At 68.2% G+C, this 16,680-nt stretch carries 12 protein-coding genes; 6 read left to right on the top strand and 6 right to left on the bottom strand.

Features of this window, described 5'->3' with window-relative positions:
• Positions 1-3: 3 nt before the first annotated feature.
• The gene (locus tag MKK51_RS18395) at positions 4-2,115 is read left to right on the top strand and encodes a peptidase domain-containing ABC transporter (RefSeq protein WP_243979432.1); all 2,112 of its coding nucleotides are present in this window, start codon (positions 4-6) and stop codon (positions 2,113-2,115) included.
• 136 nt (positions 2,116-2,251) lie between these two features.
• Here MKK51_RS18395 and MKK51_RS18390 read toward each other — a convergent pair whose 3' ends face one another.
• On the bottom strand, positions 2,252-3,607 hold the full coding sequence (locus MKK51_RS18390; protein WP_243979430.1) for a dicarboxylate/amino acid:cation symporter: 1,356 nt from the start codon (positions 3,605-3,607) through the stop codon (positions 2,252-2,254).
• A gap of 309 nt (positions 3,608-3,916) precedes the next feature.
• On the opposite strand from MKK51_RS18390, the gene MKK51_RS18385 reads away from it, so the two are divergent.
• Entirely contained in the window at positions 3,917-5,794 is a 1,878-nt protein-coding gene (locus MKK51_RS18385) for an ATP-binding protein (RefSeq protein WP_243979428.1), read from the top strand.
• The gene (locus tag MKK51_RS18380; protein ID WP_243979418.1) at positions 5,791-7,149 is read left to right on the top strand and encodes a sigma-54-dependent transcriptional regulator; all 1,359 of its coding nucleotides are present in this window, start codon (positions 5,791-5,793) and stop codon (positions 7,147-7,149) included. The genes MKK51_RS18385 and MKK51_RS18380 overlap by 4 nt, the downstream gene beginning before the upstream one ends.
• A 21-nt stretch (positions 7,150-7,170) precedes the next feature.
• Here the strand turns inward: MKK51_RS18380 and MKK51_RS18375 are convergent, their stop codons facing one another.
• Complete coding sequence (locus MKK51_RS18375) at positions 7,171-7,422, bottom strand: hypothetical protein (RefSeq protein ID WP_243979416.1); 252 nt, start codon at positions 7,420-7,422, stop codon at positions 7,171-7,173.
• Between the two features lie 379 nt (positions 7,423-7,801).
• Here MKK51_RS18375 and MKK51_RS18370 point away from each other — a divergent pair, with 379 nt between their 5' ends.
• Both MKK51_RS18370 and MKK51_RS18365 read left to right on the top strand, forming a co-directional pair.
• A complete protein-coding gene (locus tag MKK51_RS18370) occupies positions 7,802-8,188 on the top strand; it encodes a DMT family transporter (RefSeq protein ID WP_243979414.1) in 387 nt (128 codons plus the stop codon).
• 6 nt (positions 8,189-8,194) lie between these two features.
• Positions 8,195-9,394, top strand: coding sequence for a serine hydrolase domain-containing protein (locus MKK51_RS18365; RefSeq protein WP_243979412.1), 1,200 nt, complete (start codon positions 8,195-8,197; stop codon positions 9,392-9,394).
• A gap of 771 nt (positions 9,395-10,165) precedes the next feature.
• Here MKK51_RS18365 and MKK51_RS18360 read toward each other — a convergent pair.
• Positions 10,166-10,534 (bottom strand): RidA family protein, encoded by a 369-nt coding sequence (locus tag MKK51_RS18360; RefSeq protein WP_243979410.1) that lies wholly within the window; start codon positions 10,532-10,534, stop codon positions 10,166-10,168.
• A gap of 63 nt (positions 10,535-10,597) precedes the next feature.
• Positions 10,598-11,875, bottom strand: a complete 1,278-nt coding sequence (locus tag MKK51_RS18355; RefSeq protein ID WP_279601210.1) for a D-amino acid dehydrogenase — start codon at positions 11,873-11,875, stop codon at positions 10,598-10,600.
• A 167-nt stretch (positions 11,876-12,042) separates the two neighbouring features.
• Between MKK51_RS18355 and MKK51_RS18350 the strand changes: the two genes are divergently transcribed.
• Positions 12,043-12,927, top strand: a complete 885-nt coding sequence (locus MKK51_RS18350) for a LysR family transcriptional regulator (protein ID WP_243979407.1) — start codon at positions 12,043-12,045, stop codon at positions 12,925-12,927.
• A 155-nt stretch (positions 12,928-13,082) separates the two neighbouring features.
• On the opposite strand, the gene MKK51_RS18345 is transcribed toward MKK51_RS18350, so the two are convergent.
• A complete protein-coding gene (locus MKK51_RS18345; protein WP_243979404.1) occupies positions 13,083-14,585 on the bottom strand; it encodes an HdeD family acid-resistance protein in 1,503 nt (500 codons plus the stop codon).
• A gap of 182 nt (positions 14,586-14,767) precedes the next feature.
• Positions 14,768-16,435 carry an OFA family MFS transporter gene (locus MKK51_RS18340; RefSeq protein WP_243979403.1) on the bottom strand — a complete coding sequence of 556 codons (1,668 nt, stop codon included), beginning with the start codon at positions 16,433-16,435 and terminating at the stop codon, positions 14,768-14,770.
• Positions 16,436-16,680 lie beyond the last annotated feature (245 nt).

Here is a 16,680-nt window from a genome sequence, read left to right as displayed (position 1 = left end):
AGCGTGAGCCTGCTCAACACCCTCCAGTTCGGCTTCGGCCGGCGCGTACCCGTGCTGCTTCAAGCGGAGGCCGCCGAATGCGGCATGGCCTGCCTCGGCATGGTGCTCGGCTATCACGGCCGCCACGTCGATCTCGGCGCCCTGCGCCGCCGCCACGCTCTGTCCCTCAAGGGCATGACCCTGCGCAATCTCATCGACCTGGCGGGCTCGATGGGGCTCGCCACCCGGGCGCTGCGGGCGGAACTGAAGGATCTGCCCAGGCTCAAGACGCCCTGCATCCTGCATTGGGGGCTCAACCACTTCGTCGTGCTCACGGCCGTGAACGGAAAGGGAATCGTCATCCACGATCCCGCCCGCGGGCGCCGCAAGGTCACCTTCGCGGAGGCTTCGCGGGAGTTCACGGGCGTCGCCCTGGAGGCGGGCCCGACCACCAGCTTCGTGCGCGAGAAGCGGCAGCGCGGCCTGGGGCTGGGCGACCTGTTCCGGACGATCGGCGGCATTCGCCCGGCCCTCGCCCAGATCCTGGCCCTGTCCCTCGGCATCGAACTCGTGGCGATCCTGATGCCGATCGCCTCCCAGATCGTCATCGACGAAGTCATCGTCAATGCCGACCTCGACCTGCTGCTGGTGGTCGCGGTGGGCCTCGCCCTGCTGCTCGTCGTCCAACTCGTCCTCTCGGTGGCGCGGACCTGGGCGATCATGCTCACCGGGACCAAGCTGAACTACCAATGGTCGGGGAGCCTGTTCGACCACCTCTCGCGCCTGCCCCTGGACTATTTCGAGAAGCGGCACGTCGGCGACGTGATCTCGCGCTTCGGCTCCCTGGCGACGATCCAGAAGGGGCTCACCACCGACCTCGTCCAGGCGGTGCTCGACGGCATCATGTCCATCGGCATGCTCGCCATGCTGGTGGTCTATGGCGGCTGGCTCTCCCTCGTCGTCGTCGCCTCGACAGCGCTCACCGCGGCGCTGCGGATCGCCGCCTACGCCTCCTACCGCGAGGGCACCGAGGAGGCGATCGTCGCGGAGGCGCGCCAGCAGAGCCACTTCATCGAGACCGTGCGCGGCATGGCGAGCGTGAAACTCCTCGACCTGCGCGAGCGCCGCCGCGGCACCTGGATGAACCACTTCGTCACGTCGCTGAACGCCCGGCTGCGGCTCCAGCGCCTCGACCTCGTCTTCGGCCGGGCCAACGAGCTGCTGTTCGGCATCGACCGGCTGCTGCTCCTGGTTCTCGGGGCGCGGGCCGTGATCGACCAGTCGATGACGCTGGGCATGCTGGTGGCCTTCCTCGCCTATCGCGACCAGTTCTCGCAACGGATCGGCAACCTGATCCAGTCGGGCTTCCAGCTGCGCATGCTCAACGTCCAGACCGACCGGCTCTCGGACATCGTCATGAGCGAGCCCGAGGAGGGCTCCGGCTCCGCGTTGGAACCGGCCTCCCCCGCCCTGGCGCCGGCAACGGACCGGCCGGGGTCCGTTTCGGTGAGGGATCTCGCCCTCCGCTACGGCGCGGACGAGCCCTGGATCTTCCGCGAACTCGGCCTCGACGTGCCGGCAGGGACGAGCTTCGCCATCACCGGTCCGTCGGGCTCGGGCAAGACCTCGCTGATGAAGATCATGATGGGCCTCCTGCCCGCGAGCGAGGGGAGGATTCTCGTCGACAATCAGGAGATCCGTACCCTGGGGGCGGCCAGCTACCGTCGCCGGATCGCGGGCGTGATGCAGAACGACGGACTTTTCGCCGGATCCATCGCCGAGAACATCGCCAGTTTCGACGAGCGGCCCGATCCGGGATGGATCGAGGAATGTGCCGCGCGTGCAGCGATCCTCACCGACATCAAGCGCACCCCGATGGGGTTCGAGACTCTGGTGGGGGACATGGGTTCCACCCTCTCGGGCGGCCAGAAACAGCGGGTCATCCTGGCTCGCGCCCTCTATCGCCGGCCCGAAATCCTGTTCCTCGACGAGGCGACGAGCCACCTCGACGAGGCCACCGAGGCCGTCATCGCCGAGGCATTGCGCGACCTGCGCATGACCCGGATCATCGTCGCCCACCGCCCAGCCACCATCGCGGGGGCGGACCACGTCTTCACCCTGACGCCCGCCCCCTGAGCGTCCCCGACCCATGCCGCAGCCAGAACGGCTGCGGCATGGGTCCGATGATCGACGACGGCGCCGCCATATCCTTGCGTCCCGCATCGGCCCGGGACAGGGGGTGCCCCCTCCGCCGGGCGGTGATCGGGGACCGTTACTCGGCCGGCTGGAGGGCCGGTTGGTAGACCGGCGTTTCGCTCGCCAGAGGGATCGGGCTGCCCCCGAGGGCGGCCGCGAGCCTGACGTCGTCGACCTCACCTTCCCAGCGGGCGACGACGATGCAGGCGACCGCGTTGCCGATGAAGTTGGTGAGCGCGCGGCACTCGGACATGAACCGGTCGACGCCGAGGATCAGCGCCATGCCGACGACGGGCACCGAGGGGACCACCGCGAGGGTCGCGGCGAGGGTGATGAAGCCGGAGCCGGTGACGCCCGCCGCGCCCTTCGAGGACAGCATCGCCACGAGGAGGAGCAGACCCTGCTCGCCGTAGGTCAGCGGGGTGTCCGTCGCCTGGGCGATGAAGAGCGCCGCCATGGTCATGTAGATGTTGGTGCCGTCGAGGTTGAACGAGTAGCCGGTGGGAACCACGAGGCCGACGACGGGCTTCGAGCAGCCGGCACGCTCCATCTTCTCCAGCAGCGAGGGCAGGGCCGACTCGGAGGACGAGGTCCCGAGGACGAGCATCAGCTCTTCCTTGATGTAGCGGATAAGCTTGATGATCGAGAAGCCGTTGTAGCGGGCCACCAGACCGAGGACGCCGAGCACGAAGATCGCCGAGGTCAGGTAGAAGGCGCCGACGAGGTAGGCGAGGTTGGCGAGCGAGGCGATGCCGTACTTGCCGATGGTGAAGGCCATGGCGCCGAAGGCACCGATGGGAGCGACCTTCATGATGATGTTGACGACGCCGAAGATGGCTTCCGAGAGCACCTTGATGATGTCGAGAACCGGCTTGCCGCGATCACCCAGGAAGGCGAGACCGAAGCCGAACAGCACCGAGAAGAACAGGACCTGAAGGATCTCGCCGCCCGAAAAGGCGCCCACCGCCGTGGTCGGGATGATGTTCATGAGGAAGTCGGTGATCGACTGCGTCTTCGCCTTGTCGGCGTACATCGCGATCGACTTCGGATCGAGGGACTTCGGATCGATGTGCATGCCGGCGCCCGGCTGGACGAGGTTCGCCACGATCAGGCCGACGATCAGGGCCAGCGTCGAGAAAGTGAGGAAGTAGATCAGTGCCTTGCCGCCGACGCGGCCGACCTTCTCGAGATTGGTCATGCCGGCGATGCCGGAGACGACGGTGAGGAAGATCACCGGCGCGATGATCATCTTGACGAGCTTGATGAAGGCATCGCCGAGCGGCTTCATGTCCGCGCCGACCTGAGGGTAGAAATGGCCGAGGGTGATGCCGATCGCCACGGCGACGAGCACCTGGAAATACAGGGTGCGATAGAGGGGCTTCGGCTTTGCCGGCGCATGCGGCGCGGTGAGCGGTGACGGTATGGCGACCATGGCGGGTTTCTCCCTTGGGAATCGATCGGTTCGGATCGAAGGGCCGGCGTGTCCGGGCTTCGTCGTCTCTTGGTCTTGGCGTCCGGGATTGGATCCCTTCGGCTCGCAGGCCTGCGATGAACGCAGGCCTGCGTTTCGATTTGAGAATGGCAACCGCCGTGCCAGATCGGGAACGCCCGAAATAATTCGTTAAGATATTGATTTGAGACATATTTTTCAGATGGCCACCGACCTCTTCGTCCCGTCGAATGCGAAATTCCGCACACGGTCGCGAAATGCCGTCCGGGATTTCGCACTGGAGCATGCCTGTTGACGTCGAATGTCCCGCCTCGCGAGGGAACCGATCGCGGCCTCCTGAAACACGCGCGACGGAGCCTCGTCCTCGCCGCCAGCCTCGTCCTGGTATTGGTCGCAGCGTGGCTGGCCGGACGGGCCGCCGAACGCTGGGCGCTGGCCGACCTGCGCCGCACGGCACAGTCGACTCTGGCTCTGCAGGTCGGCGCCCTGCGGTCCGAAATGCAGAAACAGGCCTCGCTCCCCCTGGCTCTCGCGGCGGACCCGGAGATCGCCGCCGTGGCGGGGCCGGCGCCGACGCCGGCCATGGTCGAGCAGGTCAGCAAGCGCCTCGCCCAGGTGGCGGCCGCCACGGGCTCGGCGGTGATCTACGTCATTCGCCCCGACGGGATCACCGTGGCGGCGAGCAACGCGGAGGCCGAGCGCAGCTTCGTCGGCCGGGACTACGCGTTCAGACCCTATTTCCGGCAGGCCATGGCCGATGGCGCCGGGTCGCAGTTCGCCTTGGGCACGGTCAGCGGCCGAGCGGGGCTCTACCTGTCGCGACGGATCGGAGAAGCCGGCGGCGTCGTCGTGGTGAAGATCGAGTTCGACGGGGTCGAGGCCGCGTGGCGGCAATCGGGAGACGGAGTGTTCGTGGCCGATGCGAGGGGCATCGTCCTCGTGGCGAGCGATCCCGCCTGGAGCTTCGCCACCCTGCGCGAGGTCGGCGACGACGAGCGGAAGCGCATCCGCGCAGCGCTGGAATTCGGCGAAGCGCCGCTCTCGGCGCTCCCGCTCCATCCCGTCGGGGGGATGCAGGACCTCGTCCGCGTCGGCCGGGGATCGCGGCCGGCGCGGACCGCCCTGGCCCTGGACGCCGCCATTCCGGGCACCGACTGGCGACTCCATACCCTGACGCCCGTGGGCTCCGCCGTCGACCGCGAGCGGGTGCAGGCCTGGATCATCGCCGCCCTCGGCACCGGACTCGCCTGCATCGGGATCGCGACCCTTTCGGGCCGTCGGCGGCGGACCCGCCAGCACCTCGCCCAGGCCGCGGCGCGCCGGGAGGAGTTGGAAAAGAGCGTCCGCGAGCGCACGCTGGAGCTCACCGACGCCAACAGGATGCTCCGGCTGGAGATCGAGGAACGACGGCGGGCGGAGGAGGAACGACGGCAGGCGGAAGCCGAGCGCGAGCGCCTCGGCCGCGAACTCGCACAGGCCGGTCGGCTCGCGGCATTGGGCCAGTTCGCCGCGAGCATGGCGCATGAGATCAACCAGCCGCTGGCCGCCATCCGCTCCTACGCCGACAACGCGGCGATCCTCGTCAGGCGGGGCCGGGGCGAGGAGGCGGCGGAGAACGCCTTCGCCATCGGCCGCCTCACCGACCGCATCGGCGGGCTGACGCGGCAGCTCAAGGGATTCGCCCGGCGCTCGTCGCCCCGGCGCGAGCCCGTGGCCCTGGCGGACATCCTCGCCAACAGTCTGGAACTGGTGGAGGCACGGGCAAGGGCGACCGGGATCGCGCTGTCGGCAGAGAGTCCGTCGCCGAGCCTGCGCGTCCTCGGCGACGGTCCGCGCCTGGAACAGGTCGTGGTGAACCTGCTGCAGAACGGCCTCGACGCGGCGGCGGGGAGCAGCGATCCACAGGTCTCCATCCTGGTGCGGGACGCGCCTGAGAATCGTGTGGCCATCGAGGTGCGCGATACCGGGCCGGGCCTGCCCGAGACCATCCGGGCTCAGGTCTTCGATGCCTTCTTCACCACCAAATCCGATGGGCTCGGGCTCGGGCTCGCCATCGCACGCGGAATCGTCGAGGATTGCGGCGGCAGCCTGAACGCCCTGGATGATCCGGCCGGCGGCGCGGTGTTTCGGATGGAACTGGCGAAAGCCCCTTTGGAGACGACCCCGTGAGCGTTCAAGAGGGTGCGGGCGGGTCGGCAGAACGGGTCGTCTTCATCGACGACGAAGCGGATGTCTGCCGCGCCAACCGCCAGAGCCTGGAACTCGACGGGTTCATGGTGGAGACCTTCGGAGCCGCCGAACCGGCGCTGGCCGCGATCCTCGCCGACCCACCCGGCCTCGTCGTCACGGACGTGCGCCTTCCCGATCTCGACGGCATCGCCCTGTTCGGGCGGATCAAGGCGATCGATCCGGAACTGCCGGTCATCCTGATCACCGGCCACGGCGACATCCGCATGGCGGTGGGCGCCATGCGCGACGGGGCCTACGACTTCCTGGCCAAGCCCTATCCGGCCGAATCCCTCGTCGTCTCGGCGCGCCGCGCCCTGGAGCGGCGGCGCCTCGTCCTCGAGAACCGCAGCCTGCGCGCCCGGCTCGAGGCGGCGGTGGAGGAGGACCCGGCCTTCCTCGGCATCTCACCCGAGATGGTGCGCCTGCGCCGCCTCGTGCGGGAGGTCGCCCAGGCCGATGTGGACGTGCTCGTCTTCGGCGAGACCGGTTCGGGCAAGGAGGTGGTGGCGAGCGCCCTGCATCGCTGGAGCCGGCGGGCCGGCCGGAACTTCGTCGCCATGAATTGCGGGGCGCTGCCCGACAGCGTCGTGGAGAGCGAGCTCTTCGGCCATGAGGCCGGCGCCTTCACCGGTGCCCTCAAGCGCCGGGTCGGCCGGATCGAGCACGCGCAGGGCGGCACGCTGTTCCTCGACGAGATCGAAAGCATGCCCCTCGGTCTCCAGGTCAAGCTCCTGCGGGTGCTGCAGGAACGGGCGGTGGAGCCGTTGGGCACCAACGAGATCCGCCCCATCGACATGCGCGTGGTGGCCGCCACCAAGGTCGATCTCGGCCAGGCCGCCGCGCAGGGCACCTTCCGCGACGACCTCTACCACCGCCTCAACGTCATCACGATCGCGATCCCGCCCCTGCGCGACCGGCGCGAGGACGTGATGCTGCTGTTCCAGGAATTCCTGACCCGCGCGGCGACGCGCTTCGGCCGCGAGCCGGCGCCGATCACACCGGCCGTGCGGGAGCATCTGCGCCGGCACGACTGGCCCGGCAACGTGCGCGAACTCGGCCATTTCGCCGAGCGTCACGCCCTGGGCCTCGGGCAGCACGAGGTCTCGCCGCCCGAAGCCGCCACCGCCGGAACCCTGGCCGAACAGGTCGACCGGTTCGAACGCGGCCTCATCCGCGAGGAGCTGATCATGGCCGGCGGGGACGTCCGCACCGCCGCCGAATCGCTGGGCACGCCGCGCAAGACCCTCTACGACAAGATCGCCCGGCACAGCCTGACGCCCACCGATTATCGTTGAGGCGGAAGGGCTTAGCCAACCTCAGAAACGGCGATCCTTGCGGTCCGGGTTCGGGCCGGCGCCGTGATAGCTGGCCATGCAGGCGTGATAGATCTGCGAGCCGAGGTCGTAGAGGCTGAGATTGCTCGGGTTGGCGGCGCTGAACACCTGCGCTCTGGCCTGTTCGCGACAGGCGGCGTCCTGCGGGCTCTGGATCGGCGGCTCGTCCACCTGCTGCGCGAGGGCGGCACCGGTGAGGGCGATGAGGAGGAAGGCGGTCAGGGTCATGCGCATGGTGTCGGATTCCGCAGCGGGGAGAGGGACATGGCGAGGGGAATGGTCTCGGTGGCGACGAGGATCGTGCCGGGATGCTCCCCCGTGGACACGCCGGCTCGGGTAAGCCGGGGAAATCGCGCGCAGGCGATCCCGATCTGTGCCGTGAGACCCCGATCGGAGCAAGACGCCATCGACGGACGGACCCCGCTTTCGGCGCGCGCCCCCCGGACCGCCTGTGCTGGATCGGCGGACCGCCACCGCCACGCGGCCCCGGCTTCGACCGCCATCGGGCGGCGTTTCATGCGCCATCCACACGTGACATTAACGGCCTTCGTGTTCTTGGACGACCTGTGCCGTACCGGTGGATTCCGGCCTCGGACACGACGCGGACATCGCCATGCGGATGGCCGCCGACCCCGCCTTTCAGCCCGCCGACCGCACGGACGCCTCGCCGATGAACCCCTATCTCCTCCTCGCCTTCGCCATCAGCGCCGAGGTCACGGCGACCCTCGCCCTCAAGGCCGCCGACGGCCTGACCAAGCCCCTGCCGACGATCGTCGTGGTGCTGGGCTACGGCACGGCGTTCTGGCTGATGTCGAACAGCATGAACATGCTGCCCATCGGGATCGTCTACGCGATCTGGGCCGGGGTCGGCATGGTCGGCGCGGCGCTCGGCGGCGCGCTGCTGTTCCAGGAGCCGATCACCCTGCCGATGATGATCGGGATCGCGGTGATCGCCGTCGGCGTGACGATCCTCGCCTCGGGCCAGACCGCGCCTCACTGAGCGGTGATGTCGAGATTCGTCCGCCTCCGGCCCCGCTTTCGCCGCCCCTGGCTCGCCGGGGCGCTGATCGGCGCCCTGGCGCTCGGCGGGCTGGCTGCCGCCATCGGCCCGCTGCTCGGCGTGCCGAACCCGATCACCCTGGCGGCCCTCGCCATCGTCGACCCCTCCTCCGTGGGCACGTGGTTCTCGAGCCGGAAGGTGGCGGCGGCGGCCTCGTCCCGCGCCCTGCCCGTCCGGTCCGCCGCGCTTCCCCCCCGGGTCTCCTGGAAGGGACGCAGCGTTCCCCTGGCGGAGATGCTGGAGGCGACCCACACCAACGCCCTGCTGGTGACCCAGGACGGAATCCTCATCCATGAATGGTACCGCCCCGGCGCGGGGCCGGCGACGCTGTTCCCGTCCTGGTCGGTGGCGAAATCGGTGGTCTCGCTCCTGGTCGGCCAGACGATCGCCGCGGGGAAACTCGCCGAGACCGACCCTGTGGCGACCCTGCTGCCGTATCTGCGGGCCGAGCCGGCCTTCGGCCGCATCACCGTCCGCGACCTCCTCGACATGACGAGCGGGCTCGCGGTGCCGGAGAATTACGACCCGTGGGACCCGCTCACGGGCACCGCCGGCCTATACCTCACCCGCGACATCCGGGCCTTCGTGCGCGACCACGCCACCCTGTCGTCGAAGCCCGGCAGCACGGGCCAGTACCGCAGCATCGACACCGAGATCCTCGGCCTGATCCTCGCGGAGGTCGAGAAGAAGCCCCTGGCCGACCTCCTCTCGGAGAGGATCTGGAAGCCCATGGGCGCGCAGGCGAACGCGACCTGGAATCTCGACCGGCCGGGCGGGACGGAGAAGGCCTTCTGCTGCCTCAACGCCGTGGCCCGGGATTTCATCCGCCTGGGGCTGATGGTGGCCGACCGTGGCCGCGTCGGCGGCGCGAGCATCGTTCCGGCACGCTGGATCGAGCGGATCGAGACCCCCGCCCGCCGGGAGGTCGACGGCTGGCCCTACTCGGCGCAATGGTGGCACGTGCCGGAGGGCGACGACGACATTTCCGCCATCGGCGTCTACGGGCAGTACGTCTACATCAACCGCGACACCGGCACGGTGATCGTCAAGCTCAGCGATCACGGCGCCGAGCAGGACGAGGCGGACACCCTCGCCGTGATGCTGGCCCTCTCCCGCGCCCTAGCGGCGTCGCGCCCGGCACGTTGACGCGAAGCGCCGGGCGGCGGCAACACGCGGCTGTCTCCGTCATCGGAGCCGAGGGTATAGGCCGATGACGCGCCGTCTCAGCCGCTCCGTCCGGAACGGCACACAGGTATCTTCGGCCTTGATGCATGTGCCGATGGAGTGTTCAATCGAATTTATCGGTGGATCTTCATACTAGAGCATTTTCAAGCGAGGTGGATGCCGGCTCGCGTGAAGAAAATGCGCCCACACAGTATGTTAGAGCATTTTCCGTGATCCAGAGATTACGGAAAATGCTCTAAAGCCGATCATCCTATCGGACCTCCTCATCCTGAGGCGCCCTTTGCTTGAGCAAGGGACTTCGAAGGAACCCTCCAAGCGTCGCCCGATCCCCGGAGGGCTCGTCCGAGGCCGCCGCGCGGCACCTCGGAATGAGGCGAAGCGTTGGAAAACAGCTCAGACGGGGCGACACCGATCGCGTGGTGACTTTCCGACGTTGGGGACCCGCTGCCGGGTTGCTTTCACTCCATGATACCAAGTCTCACTGACTCTGACCCATAGGTCAGGGTCAGTGAGATCCGGCGGACGACCGCCGCCGCGCAGTCGCGCGGGCAGACCTCGATGAGTCAGACTCATCGAGGTCTGGTATGACACCCGCGCGGACAGCCCTCGGCGTGATCCGGAAGCAGCGATCCGTCGGCCGTTCGGAAAGTCGTGCCCAAGGAGGAGAGCGAGCATCCCGCACCTCTCGCAAGGCGGCCCGCTTCACAAGCAGCCGACGCTCCGAGAGCTGAATCACGGCATGATCGCAGTAACTTCGATCTCCACATCCACGCCGTTCACCAGCTTGGCCTCCACCGTGCTGCGCACCGGCAGTGAATCTCGAAAGTAATCCATGTAGATTTCATTGAAATCTTTTATCAAACCGATGTCGGATAGCCATACCGTGCAACGGATGACAGCCCCGAGGTCCAGTCCAAACTCATTGAGAGTCGCCTTGATGGCATCGAGCGTATTCGCGGTCTGAGCCTTGATGTCACCGCGCAGGGGCGTGAGATCAGGGTTCTTCGGGGTCTGACCCGAGAGAAACAGAAACGGCCCCGCACGCACCGCCTTGGAGAGGGGGGCCGGCAGCGGCGAAGGATAACGAACCAAGTCACTCATCGAAGAGGTCTCCGTCTGGGTTGGGGGGAGGCTGCCCGGCCGCCGGATGGCGAGCCGTACCACTCAAGGCGCCTTATTGCTGCGGCCGAGGGCAAACCAGGCGGGATCGCCCCCCGGCCCCTCCTTGCCGATCATCTGCGCCGCGAGGCGGGCCGATCCACAGGCCAGCGTCCAGCCGAGAGCGCCGTGACCGGTATTGAGGAAAAGGTTCGGCACCGGAGACCACCCGATGATCGGTCGGCTATCCGGCGTCGCCGGACGCAGACCGGCCCATGGCAGCACATCGCTCTCGAGATCGATGTTCACGGTGTCGGCCGCCTGCCGCGTCATATCGGCCAGCCGTCGCTCATCCACACGGCGATCGAACCCGACCATGTCCGCAATCCCGGCCACGCGAACCACATCGTTCCCGTCCTCGCGAAGAGGCGCATAGACGATCTTGCGATCGAGGTCGGTCACGGAATGGCGTAGCGGTGCCGCGCCCAGGCTGGGCCGCGCCGTGATCGAGTACCCCTTCATCGGATAGATGGGCAGGCGAAAGCCCATCTGCCGGGCCAGATGCGGTGCTCCGGCGCCGAGCGCCAGCACGACCAGGTCGGTGTCGATCAAGCCTTGGCTCGTCTCGACCCCCTTCACGAGACCTTCCCGGACCACGAGTCCGCGCACGTGAGTGCCAAGCTGCCAAGAGACGTTGTTGCGCCGCCTCAACCGCACCGCAAGGTCGTCGCAAAACAGACGGCAGTCGCCCACCTGCTCGCTCGGGGTATAGATGCCGCCCGCCAATTCGTCGGGCCTCAGCTTGAGCGAGGGTTCGAGGGCCAGGCACGCCGCTGCCGACAACACCTCCTGACCGCCCTCAGCGACTCGGGCTTGGCGCTCGGCCTGTGCCTTGGCGGCTTCGAAGCCTTTGGCCTTCCGGTACACCACCAACTTGCCGGCTGTCCGCAGACCGAAAGACAGCGCTTCCTGCTGCGTCAGGTCGGCCAGCACGGTCCGGCTCAACGCCCCCAGCGCGAGCTGGGCGCGGGTCGTGGCATCGACGCTGCGGGTGTTGCAGGCGGCGAGGAACTCGAGTCCCCACCGGATGAAAGCCGGATCGCAAGTCGGGCGAATACGAATCGGAGCAGCGGATGAAAGCAGGAGACCCGGCAGCTTGGCGAGGGTTTCCGGCGAAGCGAGCGGAGCAACGAAGGCGTAGGAAAGCTGCGCCCCATTGGCGAAGCTCGTTTCCGCTGCCGGCTCGCGACGGCGGTCCACGATCGTCACCTGATAGCCCCGCTCGGCCAACTCCCACGCGGTCGTCAGACCGATCACCCCAGCGCCTAAGATGCAAACTCTCATGATAGAAACTCTGTGCTCGGCGGCGCCTCTGACGCGCTTTGTTCCCGTGGGGTCGCCGGCAATCTGTCGGAGGCAAGAGCGTCCGTCCAATGCAAATTTTGCATTGCGGTTCTCTAGTGCTAGATGGATGACAATAAGCGAGAGATAAACGCTGAGGATTGACGGTTGTGGATGTTCGCTGGCTTCAAGACTTTGTTGCTTTGGCTGAAATCGGAAATTTTACTCGTGCCGCCGAGGTTCGGCATTCATCGCAGGCGGCGTTTAGTCGTCGCATCCAGTCACTGGAGCATTGGCTGGGCACGACCCTCATTGACCGGACGGCTTTTCCAACCCGGCTGACCCCGGCCGGTCGACGGTTCAGTACCTATGCGACCGAAATCCTGGGACAGGTCGCCGATGCGCGCGGGGAACTCGCCGGTACACCGACCCGCGATCATGTGCGGCTCGCGCTCCCCTATGCCATCGCGACGGCGAGCCTACCAAAGTGGTGGCATTCATGGTCGCGCGACCGCGCACTGAGTTGCAGCCTCGTATCCGGCAACGTCCATGACATGATTACCGCGCTCATCGCCGGCAGCGTCGACATTCTCATCTGCTTTACCACTGCTCAGCAGCCGATTCAGCTTGATCCCGATCAATACATACAGAGAGTGATCCACCAGGAGGAACTGCGCCCCTACGCCTCGCCGAAACTTCTCAAGCGTGGGGGTATGGAGCTCCCCGGCAGCGCAACCAAACCCTTGCCGCTGCTGATGTACTCCTCGGATGTCTATTTCAGCCGTTTGGTCGAGCTCATCCTCGAGGCTGCGCCGCGCAAGCTGATCGGCCGGCGGGTCATCGAGAGCGATATGGCGGACGTTCTCCGCGACATGGCTGTGGCGGGTCACGGGATCGCGTGGCTGCCGGACAGCGCCGTGGAGCACCTGTCCAAGGACCGCCTCATCCCTGTCGACGACGGCTCGTACAGCCTGCCCATCCAGACGGTCGCTTTCAGAAGCGCGATCGATGCCCGACATGCCGTCGTCCGCCTCTGGGACCGGCTGGGCGAGTGACGCGGCCTGCCGACCAGACAGCCGGCCGGCAGCGTCGCCCTATCGGTCGGCCGTTGCGAAATCCGCACTCCGCCAACGAGGAAGGCAATCCCCTCATTGAGGCCCAGCGTAGCTGTGACCGTACGCACACCGGATCTCGGACCGGCCCGCTCCCGTCACGCGGCCGGAGACCGCCGCCGGGCGAGGCTCCGCATCCGCGCCACCGCCTCCGCCCGCCAGTTGCGCAGGAGCCGCCGCCTCACGCCGTCCCAGCTGATGGCCGGGACCGGCGAGACGGGATCGATGAGGGCGCTGAGCGCCCGAGAGTAGTCGAGCACGAGACCCGGCGTCCACGTCATCGCGCCGGCCCCGTTGCGCAGGAGGGCGGCCGCCCAGAATTCCGGGCTCATCGCGGCCTGGGCGAGCTTGCGCCACGGCTTGCCGGCCCGGCTGAACGCGCCCTCCACGGCGGCGTCCAGGGCGCAGGCCACCGCCGTCGAGCAGTTCCGGCCCACGAGGTTGTAGGTCGCGTCGCGGCGATAGGCGGCCCAGAAGCGCGTCAGGCGCGCCCCGTCGATGCCGTGAAGGGTGACCTTCACGGTGGCCTCGCACCAATCGTCCGCCTCCGCGCGGTAGCTCGGCAGGAAGCGGCCGGGCACGTTGTTCTCCGGGCCGGCGCGGAGACTGGCGCGCAGGTTGTCGGGGGAGCGGTCGATCTCCACGGCGGGGTAGTGGCTCACATAGAGCGCCCCCTCCCCGCCCCCGTCGCCCAGTTCCAGGGCCGCGTGTCCGGTGGAGATGTGTCCGCGCCCGTTCACCGAGATGACGTAGCGGTGGACCAGACGCTGCCGGACCGGGATCGACGCCGTTCCGGTGGGCGTCCAGACATAGACCGTCAGCACCTCCGTGCCGGTCCCGGCCGCGCGCGGTCCGGCGGCCGCCGGGGGGCGCCGCAACCGCAGCCCGAGGATCGCCAGCTTGATTCCGGCCAGGATCAGGAAGGCGCCGATGCAGAACCCGACCGTGCCGGCGTACCAGGTGGGCCAGGGCTGCAGGGTGATGATGCCGAGGGCCACCCCCAGCACCCCATGCGCCGCCGACAGGCGCCAGCCCGGGAAGCGGAGCACATAGGAAAGCGCGAAGCGCGACAGGCCGTCGAACAGGAAGGCGGTCCCGAACAGCATGGCCAGCAGGAACGTGCTCGAGGACGAGGCCAGCATCGTCAGCACCGCCACCACGAGGAGGAGCGCCGCCTTGAGGAGGCGCAGCCGGCGCGCGGCGCCGCTGGCGACGAGGCCGCGGACGAAGGAGCCCAAAGCCTCGAACACGAGGAGGAGGCCGAACCAGCGGTCGGGAATGTGGAGGGCCCCGTCGAGGGCGTCGATCACGAGGGCGGCGCCGAACCCCGTCCAGACGAGACCCGCCCCGGTGACGAGGCCCCAGCGCCGGTGGACCGCGTCCCGCCCCACCAGCAGCAGCCAGAGCGGCAGCGCCGTCTGGCTCGCCGGAGCCTCGGAGGCGGCGAGCAGATCGTCGACGGGAGCGCCCTCTCCCTTGGCCAGAGCGAGGTTCAGGACGCCCTGCCCCTTCGGGCTCGGCCGCCCGTGGCCGGGATCGCCGTCAGGGCGGGACGCGTCCGTCGCGGAGCCGTCGTGGTATGGTTGAGGCCGTATGGTCACCCGTGATCGCCCCCCGCAGCGCGGCGTCTCCTATCACCGAGAGAGCAGAACAAGGCAAAGGTTCGCTTAAAAGAGCCGCATCGACCCGATCTTTTCCCGCCCCGACCCGATCCGCAGCCGGCCCCCCGGCACGCGGACCTGCGAGACAGGTCTCGGCCGTCACCGGACGGCCGGACCACACGTCAGCTGAACAAGATCAGCGTCTTCGACAGGGTGGTCCAGATACCCCAGAGGATCGGGATCCCCACCGCCAGCCAGGCCAGACCCGCAAGGGGGCTGAGACCGCCCCGCCCGATCCCGTGGGAGCCGGAACGGAGGGGTGCCGAGGCCGCACTGCCCTTGGCTTCCGCCGCGGCGACCTCCGCATCGCTCATGAACCAATGCGCCGCCAGCGGGCGGACGAGGAGGTTGGCCACGAAGCCCGCCGCGAGGAAGGCCGCGAGGATATACATCGTCCGGGTGTAGAGCTCGGCGCCCTGGATGCCCGCATCGACCTGAGCCTGCCGGATGGCGGTGACCACGAAGGGACCGACCACGCCCGCCGTCGACCAGGCCGTGAGCAGCCGCCCGTGGATGGCCCCCACGAACTGCGTGCCGAAGACGTCGGCGAGGTAGGCCGGGATCGTCGAGAACCCGCCGCCATACATCGAGAGGATCACGCAGAAGAACAGGACGAACAGCGCCTTCGAGCCGATGCCGGCCGCCCAGGGCGCCGCCGCGTAGAGCAGGCAGCCGAGGGCGAAGAAGGTGGCGTAGGTGACCTTGCGGCCGATCTTGTCCGACATCGAGGCCCAGAAGAAGCGGCCGAGGATGTTGAACAGCGAGAGCAGCCCGACGAAGCCGGCCGCCACGGCGGCGACCTGGGCCTTCTGGCCGGCGTCGAGCTGCGCGAAGCCGAGACCGGGCTGCCCGATCAGCCCCCCTCCGAAAATCTCCTGCAGCATCGGTGAGGCCAGCGCGAGCACGCCGATGCCCGCCGAGACGTTGAGCGCGAGCGCGGCCCAGAGCAGCCAGAATTGCGGGGTCTTGTGCGCGTTGTCGAGATGGACATGACCCGCGGTGATCATCGCACTTTTCGAGGCGGGTGCGGTCCAGCCCTCCGGTTGCCAGCCTGCAGGGGGCACCCGGTAGCCGAAGGCGCCGCAGGTCATGGCGACGAGGTACAGGCCGCCCATCACCGCCAGCGTCTGCCAGACACCGGCCGAGTTCGGGGTCTTGAAGGTGTTGATCAGGATGTTGGCCAGCGGTGAGCCGATCATGGCGCCGCCGCCGAATCCCATGATGGCCATGCCGGTGGCCATGCCGCGCCGGTCGGGGAACCACTTCACCAGGGTCGAGACGGGGGAGATGTAGCCGAGTCCGAGACCGATGCCTCCGATCACGCCCATGCCGAGCCAGATCAGCCAGAGCTGATGCACGTAGACACCCAGGGCACCGATCAGGAAGCCGCCCCCCCAGCAGAGCGTGGCCGCCAGACCGGCCTTGCGGGGGCCCGCGCGTTCCAGCCAGCCGCCGAACACGGCTGCGGCAAGGCCGAGCATGACGATACCGATGGAGAAGACCGTCACGAGGTCGCTGACGCGCCAGTCGCACGTCGTCGTGAACAGGGCCGTGGCGACACTCATGTCCGGGCACGTCGCCGGCGCCGGCTGGCCGACGCTCAACGCCCGTGACAGCGGTAGCCAGAACACCGACAGCCCGTAGGACATCCCGATGCAGAGGTGAATCGCCAGGGCGGCGGGCGGCACCAGCCAGCGATTGAAGCCGGGCTTGGCAACGGTGTTTTCGCGGGACAACCATCCGTGAGAACGCGCGTCCGCCGTGGACGCGTCAGCGACGCGAACGTTCATGTCAGGCCTCTCTCCCTCGGTGGCCTCTTGGGGCCTCGTTGTCCGAGGGATTAAAGCACGCTCGCACTCGTGCCGCCATGTTGTAATCCTGCCTATCTCGCGTCATGCGCGAACCGTCGAACGGACATCGAGCGGCAGCGAGGACACGCGGCCCGCTCGGAGTGCTCCGACGGATCATGCGGATCCGGTGCCGGGCCGGCTTCGCGGAACTGGCCCCATGTCCGGAGCCCCGCGTCGGCAGGCCG

The organism is Methylobacterium sp. E-045 (assembly GCF_022829685.1).
GTDB lineage: Bacteria > Pseudomonadota > Alphaproteobacteria > Rhizobiales > Beijerinckiaceae > Methylobacterium.
This window is presented reverse-complemented; position numbering and strand designations above follow the sequence as displayed.